10 protein-coding genes are annotated in these 9,132 nt (G+C 76.0%); 5 read left to right on the top strand and 5 right to left on the bottom strand.

Annotation, left to right across the window (positions count from 1 at the left end; translation table 11 throughout):
- On the bottom strand, window positions 1-950 hold a 950-nt coding region (locus tag ACFQ11_RS36175; protein WP_378307195.1), incomplete at its 3' end, for a DUF6297 family protein.
- On the bottom strand, window positions 947-1,567 hold the full coding sequence (gene ccmA, locus ACFQ11_RS36180) for a heme ABC exporter ATP-binding protein CcmA (protein WP_378307197.1): 621 nt from the start codon (window positions 1,565-1,567) through the stop codon (window positions 947-949). The genes ccmA and ACFQ11_RS36175, both read right to left, overlap by 4 nt.
- 54 nt (window positions 1,568-1,621) lie before the next feature.
- On the opposite strand from ccmA, the gene ACFQ11_RS36185 reads away from it, so the two are divergent.
- Entirely contained in the window at window positions 1,622-4,219 is a 2,598-nt protein-coding gene (locus ACFQ11_RS36185; RefSeq protein ID WP_378307199.1) for a DUF4132 domain-containing protein, read from the top strand.
- A gap of 111 nt (window positions 4,220-4,330) precedes the next feature.
- Here ACFQ11_RS36185 and ACFQ11_RS36190 read toward each other — a convergent pair whose 3' ends face one another.
- Window positions 4,331-4,522 (bottom strand): DUF397 domain-containing protein, encoded by a 192-nt coding sequence (locus ACFQ11_RS36190; RefSeq protein WP_378307201.1) that lies wholly within the window; start codon window positions 4,520-4,522, stop codon window positions 4,331-4,333.
- Between the two features lie 218 nt (window positions 4,523-4,740).
- Between ACFQ11_RS36190 and ACFQ11_RS36195 the strand changes: the two genes are divergently transcribed.
- The 3 genes from ACFQ11_RS36195 to ACFQ11_RS36205 all read left to right on the top strand — a co-directional run bounded on the left by ACFQ11_RS36195 (window position 4,741) and on the right by ACFQ11_RS36205 (window position 7,347).
- A complete protein-coding gene (locus ACFQ11_RS36195) occupies window positions 4,741-5,331 on the top strand; it encodes a hypothetical protein (protein WP_378307203.1) in 591 nt (196 codons plus the stop codon).
- Window positions 5,332-5,465: 134 nt separating this feature from the next.
- Complete coding sequence (locus ACFQ11_RS36200) at window positions 5,466-6,068, top strand: TetR/AcrR family transcriptional regulator (RefSeq protein WP_378307205.1); 603 nt, start codon at window positions 5,466-5,468, stop codon at window positions 6,066-6,068.
- Complete coding sequence (locus ACFQ11_RS36205; protein WP_378307207.1) at window positions 6,061-7,347, top strand: glycosyltransferase; 1,287 nt, start codon at window positions 6,061-6,063, stop codon at window positions 7,345-7,347. The genes ACFQ11_RS36200 and ACFQ11_RS36205 overlap by 8 nt, the downstream gene beginning before the upstream one ends.
- Here ACFQ11_RS36205 and ACFQ11_RS36210 read toward each other — a convergent pair.
- Complete coding sequence (locus ACFQ11_RS36210; protein ID WP_378307209.1) at window positions 7,338-7,736, bottom strand: hypothetical protein; 399 nt, start codon at window positions 7,734-7,736, stop codon at window positions 7,338-7,340. The genes ACFQ11_RS36205 and ACFQ11_RS36210 overlap by 10 nt on opposite strands.
- A gap of 133 nt (window positions 7,737-7,869) precedes the next feature.
- On the opposite strand from ACFQ11_RS36210, the gene ACFQ11_RS36215 reads away from it, so the two are divergent.
- Window positions 7,870-8,355 (top strand): hypothetical protein, encoded by a 486-nt coding sequence (locus ACFQ11_RS36215; protein WP_378307211.1) that lies wholly within the window; start codon window positions 7,870-7,872, stop codon window positions 8,353-8,355.
- A 2-nt stretch (window positions 8,356-8,357) separates the two neighbouring features.
- Here the strand turns inward: ACFQ11_RS36215 and ACFQ11_RS36220 are convergent.
- On the bottom strand, window positions 8,358-9,132 hold a 775-nt coding region (locus tag ACFQ11_RS36220; protein WP_378307213.1), incomplete at its 5' end, for a beta propeller repeat protein.

The following is a 9,132-nucleotide window of genomic DNA, read 5'->3' on the forward strand; positions in this document are numbered from 1 at the left end:
GCGCCGGCCGCGACGGCCAGCGCGGTCAGCGCGGCGGACGCGAGCAGCACGCCCAACCGGCCCGGACGGCGCGCCAGCCTGCGCCAGTCGGTCCAGGCGATGGCCGCCGCGCGGGTCGCCCGCACCGGCCACGGGCGGGAGCGCAACGCCCGTCCCCGCCAGTGGGCCTCCTCGGCGATCGACGTCAGCGCGTCGGGATCGAGGACGGCCGCCGCCGCGGCCACGTGTCCCGCGCGGGTGGAGGCGTCCAGGATCGAGCGCGCGGGAACGCGGTCGAGCGCCCGCCACGCGAGCCGGAGCAGCAGCGCGGCCGCGCAGGCCGCGGCGAGGGCGAGCGGCGGCGGGGGATCGGCGACGGCGGTGAGCGGCCCGCGGCCGGGCGCGTGGCCGAGCACCAGCGCGACCACGGCGGCGAGCACGCTCCCCGCGATCAGCGTCTGCAGCCACACGTCCCAGGGCGGCGACGCCTGGGCGAGCACGGCCGTCGCCGTCCCGCCGGTGGTCGCCGCGACGCCCAGCAGCACCGCGCCGAGGAGGGCCGCCGGTGCGTGCCCGGGCAGGCCGAGGACCGCGAGCAGCGCCACGCCCAGGGCGGCGCCGCCCGCGACCGCGATCAGCAGCAGGACGGTCGCGCTCCGGGCGAGCACGCCGCGGCGGGGGAGCGGCGAGAGCAGCAGCCACCGCGCGTCGGCGGGCGGCAGCGCGACCGGCCCCAGCCTGCGGGCGAGGGTGAGGAACCCGGCGTAGGCCAGCGCGAGGAGGGCGAGCCCGGCGCCCGCCTGCGCCGGGTCCGCGTCCCGCGCGGCGGACGGCAGCGCCGCGTCGACGGTCCCGCCGAGCAGCGCCGCCGCGAACAGGGCCGCGGCGGCCCGCGTGTACCGGTCCGTCCAGTCCGCGGACGTCCGGCCGTGCGCCCGCAGGTACGCCCGGGCGTCCCGCACGCCGCTCATCCGGCGGCGTCCAGGGTCAGCCGGCGGGTGGCCCAGGCGAGGTCGTCGTCGTGGGTCGCCATCACCAGCGTGCCGCCCGCCACGGCGTACGCGACGAAGATCTCCTTGAGCCGGTCGCGGAAGTCGAGGTCGAGGCCGCGTTCCGGTTCGTCCAGCAGGAGCATCCGGCTCGGCCGGACCAGGCCCATCGCCAGCGCGAGCCGCTGCCGCTGCCCGGTCGAGAGCCGCGGCGGCGCCACGTCGTCCCGTCCGGTCAGCTCGAACAGCTCGAGCGCCGTGTCGGTGTCGAGGCGGGCCTCGTCGTGCACGGCCCGCATCAGGTCGATGTGCTCGCGCACCGACAGCCACGGGTACCAGGCCGGTTCGTCGGCGACGTGGACGACGTCGCGCCAGAACGCGGGCTCGTCCACCGGCGGCCGCCCGAAGACGGTCACCTCCCCGGCGGCGGGGCGTTGCAGGCCCGCCAGGCAGCGCAGCAGCGTCGACTTCCCGGCGCCGTTCGCCCCCATGATCGAGACCCACTCGCCCGCCCGCACGTCGAGGTCGAAGCCGTGCAGGATGCGCGTGCCGCCCAGTTCGACTGTGAGATCCCGAACCGTGATGACCGTTTCGTCCACCCGGGAATCCTATGTGCGGCGGATTGTCGGCGCCCGCCGTTAGCTTTCAGTGCCATGGTCGAGATCAGCGTTCCGGTCGAGTGGCGCGAGCACATCCATCCGCGACGGGGCGGCGCCGCCGGGCCGACGGCCGTTCCGGACGAGGACGCCGCGCGGTCGGCGCGGGAGCGGGAGCGCGAGGCCCGCCCGATCGCCGCGGAGATGGCGGAGCACGAGCGCACCGATCCCGAACTCGGCGAAGCCGTCCGGGCGTGGCTGGACGGCGAGCCCGACCCGGTGGGCGCCGCGGCGGTCGCGGCGGTCGCGGTGCGGTATCTCGGCGGCGTCGACGCCCCGTCGTTCCTGGACGCCTGGGTGCTCGACCACGGGCTCGCGTTCGCCGCGTGCGCGGTCACGGAGGCGTCGTCCGTCCAGCCCGGACCGGTGCCGGTTCGGGTGGAACCCGGTTCGGTCGGCGTTATCCGCGCCGTCGTCCACGCCTACACGGGGGAGCGGCCCCGAGGATGGCGCGGCGAGATCCGGCGGATCGGCGACGAGGACCGTCGCCCCACGGGCCGGTGGATCGCCGACGACCGGGTGGTCAAGCGGCTCCGCACGCTGCTCGCGGCGGCCCCCGGGGACGAGTACCGCGACGCCGTCGCCCGCGTGGCGGCGCACCGCGGCGACCCCCAGCGGCGGCGCACGGCGTCCTACCTCCTTCCGACCGAGACGCGCTGGACGGACGAGTCGTTCGCCGACCGGGCACGCCGGCAGGTCCTCGGCCAGGACCACGTGCTCGCGTCGATGTCCACCGCCGCGCACGTCGCCCGCGCCGACTGGATGACGGTGTCGCCCGGCCTGGTCGGCACGCTGCTCGACGGTCCGGGTGCGGACGCGCTCCCGCTGTTCGAGTTGTCGCTCCGCCGCCGCTTCCGGAACGACGCCGACGAGACCCGCCCGATCCTGGTGCGCGCCCTGCTGGAGATCCCCGACGAGCGGATCTTCCCCGTCCTGCTCGACGGCATCGGCGAGAAGGGCGGCGGCGCCGCGCTGTTGGAGGCGGCCGGCCGGTACCCGGCGCTCGCGGTCCGGGCGCTGGCCCCGTCGGCGGACGACGGGACGACCCGGGGGCTGCGCGTGGCCGGGCTGCTGCGCGACCTGCTGTACGCCGACCCGGCCCTGGCCGAGCCGTCGCTCGCGGCGCTGGCTCCGGCCCCGCCCGTCCCGGTCACGGGCGACCTGCCCGCCGCGCTCACGGGCCGGCCGTCCCGCGGCGCGAAGACCCGCTGGGCCGACCCGGCGCGGCTCCCGCAGATCCGCACGCGCGACGGCGACCGGGCCCTGCCCGAGCCCGCGACCGGGCGCCTGCTGGACCTGCTCGCCGCGGGCGCCCCCGAGGTCGCGGACGTCCGCCGCCGCTGCGACCGGCACTCCCTGGCCGAGTTCTCGTGGGCGCTGTTCCAGCGCTGGTACGCGTACGGCGCACCCACCCGGCACAAGTGGGCGATGGCGCAGCTCGGCCTCATCGGGGACGACACGACGGTGCGGCGGCTCAGCCCGCTGATCCGGCGCTGGCCGGGCGAGGGCGCCACCGCCCGCGCCGCCGCCGCGTTGGACGTCCTCGCGGCGATCGGCTCCGACGTCGCCCTCACCCACCTGTTCGAGCTGACGCGCCGCGGAAAGTACAAGGGGCTCAAGGCCCGCGCGGCCCGCAAGATCGACGAGATCGCCGCCGCGCGCGGCGTCACCCCCGAGGCCCTCGCCGACCGGGCCGTCCCGGACTTCGGCCTCGACGACCGGGGCACGCTCGTCCTCGACTACGGGCCGCGCCGCTTCACCGTGACGTTCGACGAGCAGCTCGTCCCGCTCGTCGCCGAACCGAACGGGAAGATCCGCAAGAGCGCGCCCAAGCCCGGCCCGAAGGACGATCCGGCGCTCGCCCCGGCCGCGCACGCCCTGTTCACCGGCCTCAAGAAGGACCTGCGGACGATCGCCGGGCAGGAGATCAGGCGCCTCGAGACCGCGATGATCGTCCGGCGGACCTGGACGCCGGACGACTTCCGCGACCTGTTCGTCTCGCATCCGCTGCTGGGGCACATCACCCGGCGGCTCGTGTGGATCACCGACGACGGCGCCGCCTTCCGCGTCGCCGAGGACCGCACCTACGCCGACGTCCACGACGACCCGTTCGTCCCCGCGCCCGGCGCGCGCATCGGCATCGCCCACCCGGTCCTGCTCGACGACCTCGACGCGTGGGCCGAACTGTTCACCGACTACGAGATCCTGCAGCCGTTCGAGCAGCTCGGACGTCCCGTGCACCGGCTCACGGACGCCGAGCGCGGGGCGCGCGTCCTCACCCGGACGGAGGGGCTCGTGCTTCCCTACGGCAAGGCGAAGGGGCACTCGCAGGGACGCTGGGAGTCCGTGACCGCCGACGGAGAGTTCGCGGGCGGCTGGCTCGCGCGCCGCGACCCCGCGGGCCTGTACGTCGTCGCGAACCTGACCCCCGGGCTGGTCCACTACATGCACGGCGACGGGGCGGACCAGAGGATCGGCGCCCTGTGGGCGGGGCCCGCCCCGGCGGCCGCGCCGGAGAACGCCGTCCCCCTGGGCGAGGTCGATCCGGTGACGATGAGCGAGGCCGTCCACGACCTGGTCCGCGGCGCTTCCTGAGCGGGTCTCCGCCGGTCCGGTGCCCGCCGGGCGACCGGACCGGCGGGCGCGGCGTCCGGCGCGAGCCCGGCACCGCGCCCGTCCCGTCCGGTGGGCGAGTCCGGACGGACCCTAACCGGGCTGCGCGGCGTCCTCGCGGAGTGCGGCGCGGAGGGCGGCGGGGGACAGGAGCAGGACGGGGCCGTCCGGGTCCTTGCTGTCGCGGACGCCGACGGCGCCGGGAAGCGCCGCCAGTTCGACGCAGTTGCCGCCGTTCGGGCCGCTGTAGGAGCTCTTTCGCCAGGTCACACCGCTCATGTCCATGATCCGTGCCTGCCCTTCTGGGGGGTGCCGGGGACGGGTCTGGAACATGAGGTTCCCTCATGACGGGCGTTCATGCAGGAAGAGGGCGCCTGTTCTTGATCGCGGTTCCCCCGGGCGGGGGATCCGGCTCCCTCCGGCGGGTGGCGACCTCGGCCGCGCACGGTTGCGATCTTCGAAGGGGAGCGGGCACCCGGCCCGCCCGACCGGAGGAAACACCGATGACCGCCCTGACCGATCCGCCCGCGCCGCCCGGACGGCTCCGCACCGCGTGGCGGGCCGCGCACGCCCCCGCCGACGGCGTCCCCCGCTGGGCGCGGACCGCGGCCCTCGCGGTGCCGCTCGTCGTGCTGCCGTCCGGCATCTGGCGGCTCCCCATCGCCTTCGGCCACGAACACGGAATGGGGGAGATCGGGGGCGGCGAACGCGTGTACGTCGTCTTCCTGTCAATCTTCTCGGAGCTGCTCGCGTTCACCGCGGTCGGGCTGGTCGCCACGTGGGGAGAGCGGTTCCCCCGCTGGTTCCCGCTGGTGGGCGGGCGGAACGTGCCGCCGATGGCCGCCGTCGTCCCGGGGGCGCTCGGCGCGATCGTCCTGACGGTGCTGTGGACCCACGCCGTCGTGGGGCAGTTCATGGGTATCACCCTTCAGGGCGAGCCGTTGCCCGACAACTTCCCCTCCAAGCAGGGGGGTTGGGAGGCCGCGTTCTTCTACCTGTGCTACGCGCCGCTCGTGCTGTGGGGCCCGCTGCTCGGCGCCGTCACCTACGCCTACCACCGCCGCCGCCGGGCCGGGCGCCCGCGCGGGCGCTGACGGGACGGCGGCGGCTACCGGGCACCGGTTTGGCCGGCAGGGCCCCTGTCTTTCCGCCCCACCACGATCCACGGAGGTGCCGGGACAGCGGATTCGGTTTGACTGGTCCATCAATTGAATATAGACATTGGTCCATGGAAAACCCTGGGAGGCGTCCGTACCGGATGGGCGCCCGTGCCGCGGCGATGGAGGCCACGCGGGCGCGGATCACGGAGGCGGCGATCGGGCTGTGGGCGCGGCGCTGGTACGACGACGTGACGCTGCAGCACATCGCGGACGAGGCGGGCGTGTCGGTGCAGACCATCGTCAACCACTTCGACGGCAAGGACGGGCTCGCCGAGGCCGTCGCCGACCTGGTGGCCGCGCGGACGGCGGACGCCCGCGAGGCCCCGGCCGGCGACGTGGCCGCGATCGTCGCCGTGCTGTTCGAGGACTACGAGCGGCACGGCGACGCCAACGTGCTGTGGATCGCGCAGATCGACCGCGTGCCCGCGCTCGCCCGCGCGGCCGCGCATGCGCGCGCCCAGCACCGGGAGTGGCTGGGGCGGGTCTTCGCCGACCGGCTTCCGGCCGGCGGCCCCGCCCGCGAGCACGCGCTGGCCCTGCACCACGCCGCCACGGACGTCTACCTGTGGAAGCTGTGGCGGCGCGACCTCGGGCTGCCGCGCCGGGACGCCGAACGCGCCATGCGGGACCTGGTGGCCTCGATCGACCCGCGAAAGGGAGACGATGAGTAGGAACTTCCTGTTCGCGCTGTGGGCGGGCGGCGGCGCCGTGCCGCCGGCCCTCTCGGTCGTCCGCGCGCTCCGCCGCCGCGGCCACGCCGTCCGGGTGCTGGCCGACCGGTCGCTGCACGACGAGGTCGCGGCCGCCGGCGGGGAGCCGATCGCGTGGACGACCGCGCCGCAGGGGGACGCGTCCGACCCGGCCACGGACGTCATCAAGGACTTCGAGGCCCGCACGCCGCTGGGCGAGTTCGCGCGGCTGCGGGACCGCATCGTCTGCGGCCCCGCGGCCGACTACGCCCGCGACACGCTGGCGGAGCTGCGCGCCCGTCCCGCCGACGCGCTGGTCACCGAGCAGGTGCTGCTCGGGGCCCTCACCGCCGGTGAGGCCGCAGGCGTCCCGGCGGCCTCCCTGGTCACGACGATCTACCCGCTTCCCGCTCCGGGGGCGCCGCCGTTCGGCCCGGCGTTCGCGCCCGCCGCCGGCGCGTCCGGACGTCTCCGGGACCGGATCGTCGGCGGCCTGATGGTCAAACCGTGGGAGAAGGGGCTGCCCGCGCTCAACGCCGCGCGCACGGCGAGCGGGCTCCCGCCGGTGGATTCGGTCATCGACGCGTTCGGCCGCGTCGACCGCTGCCTCGTCCTCTCCCCGCGCGCGCTGGACTATCCCGGGCGGCGCTTCCCCGCGAACGTCCGCCACGTCGGCCCGCGCCTCGACGACCCCGCCTGGGCGGGGCGGGAGCCGGAAGCGCCGCCGGGCGAGGAGCCCCTCGCGCTCGTCGGCCTCAGCTCGTCGTTCATGAACCAGCGGCGGCCGCTGGAGCGCATCGCCGAAGCCCTCGGCACGCTGCCGGTGCGGGGCCTGCTGACGACGGGGCCCGCGGTGGACCCCGCGACGATCCGCGCCCCCGGCAACGTCCGGGTCGTCGCGACCGCGCCGCACGCCGCGGTGCTGCGCCACGCGGCGGTGACGATCACCCACGCCGGGCACGGGACGGCCGTGAAGTCGCTCGCCGCCGGCGTTCCGCTGGTGTGCGTCCCGCAGGGACGCGACCAGCGCGAGATCGCGCGGCACGTCGAGGAGATCGGCGCGGGGATCACCGTGCGCCGCAACGCCTCGCCCCGCCGGATCGCGCGCGCGGTCCGCCGCGTCCTCGACGACCCCGCGCACCGGCGCGCCGCCGAGCGGATGGCCGCCGAGATCGCCGCCGAGACGGCCGCCGACGAGGCGGTCGCCGAACTCGAGGCCCTCGCCGGGCGCACCCGCGCCCCGGCGGCCGGTCACGCGTAGTCGTTCACCAGCAGCGCGGCCACGGCGACCATGGTCACGGCGAGGAGGAACCCGACGATCCACGCGATCGACAGCCTGTCGGGTCTCACCTCGGCGCCCGGGTTCGCGCGCCGCTGGGCGACGTACGACCTGACCATCCGGCCGCGGACCGGGAACAGGGCGACCGGGATCGAGACGAAGGCGACGCTGTACAGGAACAGGATCCGTTCCGTGGAGTCCGGCCGGAGCAGGCTCAGCCACAGGACGACGGCGGCGAACAGCGGCGTCAGGATGTGGAAGAGCTTCATATTCGGCCCTGCCCGTCCCTCCCGCCGGTCCCGCACCTCCTCCGGGATCTCCGTCCCGGAGACGAACACGTGCATGCCGACCATGAAGGACGCCGTCGCCACGATCGCGATCAGCGTCCAGCCCGTCCCGAGATCGAGAACAACATGTGGGGGTCTCCTACCGCTCTGGCGGATCGATCCTACCGACGTCCGCGTGTCCTTGGCTGACGAGGAAGGACGTGGTCAACTAAAGTCGTTGAGCATTCGAGACGGGGAGGACCTGACGATGCTGAACGACACGGGGGCCGGGGGCGTCGCGCCGGGGGCGGCGCTCGCCGAGAAGGTCGAATGGCTCATCCGCAACCAGTGGCCCGACGACGCCGACCCCCCGCGCAACAACGTCGAGACCGCCGCCGCGATCGCCCGCGCCACCGGCGAGGACATCTCCTCCACCACGGTGTGGAAACTGCGCACCGGACGCCAGGAGAACCCCCAGCTGAAGACGCTCACCGCGCTCGCCACCTTCTTCGGCGTCCCGATCGGCTACTTCGGCTTCCCCGTCGAGGCCGCGCCGATCGAGGCGGACCTCACCTTCAAGGCGCTGCGGCGGGAGGTCGAGCACGGCGCCATCCCCGCCGAGGTGCTGCGCGCGCTCCTCGATCTCTCGGACGACGCGCGCCCGATCGTCCACGAGATGATCCTCGGCGCCGCCGCCGCCGACCGCCGGCGCGGCGGCGGCTGACGTCACGGCAGGTCGGTGCGCCAGAGGGTGGGGGCCGTGCCGTCCGTCCCGGTCGCGAGGAGCTCGCCGCCGAGGACGGTCAGGCCGGTGAGCCGCTGCGCGCCGTCCCCGTTCAGCCCCTTCCCCTCGGGCCGCCGCACCCGCCACGACCGTCCGTCCGGCGACGTCCACAGCGCGACGTCCGAGGCGCCCGGCGGGGTCCCCGTCAGGACGAACCCGCGGTCCGTCGCCAGCGACGCGGTGATCGCCGAGGCTTCCAGGGTGCTGAACGACCAGGTCGTCCCCCCGTCCGCCGACATCCCGACGAGGCCGCCGTCGCCCGTCGCGACCAGCGTGTCCCCGCGCGCGACGACCCTCGTGAGGGCGCCCGACGCCCGGGGCACCCGCACCGGCGTCCACGCCCTCCCGTCCGCGGACGTCCAGGCGGCCGGGACGCCCGCCGCGCCCTCGCCGACCGCGGCGTAGCCCGACTTCGTGGCGACGACATCGCGCATGCGGCCGTCGCCGAAGTCGCCGGTCCCCTCCGTCCACGAGGCGAGGTCGGCGGAATGCCAGACGGCGGGGGCGCCGTCGGCGGTCCCGACGACCACGTACCCCGCCGCGCCGTGCGCCGCGCCCGACAGCTCCGCCTTCCCGGCCTTCGGCGCGGCCGCCGGACTCCAGGCGGTCCCGTCCGCGGACGTGAGCAGCACCGGGGCTCCCGGGCCGCCGCCCGCCGCGACCCACCCCCGCGGGCCGTGGGCCGCGTCGGCGAGGCGCTGCACGGCCGGGAGGTCG

Origin of the sequence: Actinomadura sediminis (assembly GCF_042675525.1) — a bacterium.
GTDB classification, from domain to species: Bacteria; Actinomycetota; Actinomycetes; order Streptosporangiales; family Streptosporangiaceae; genus Spirillospora; species Spirillospora sediminis.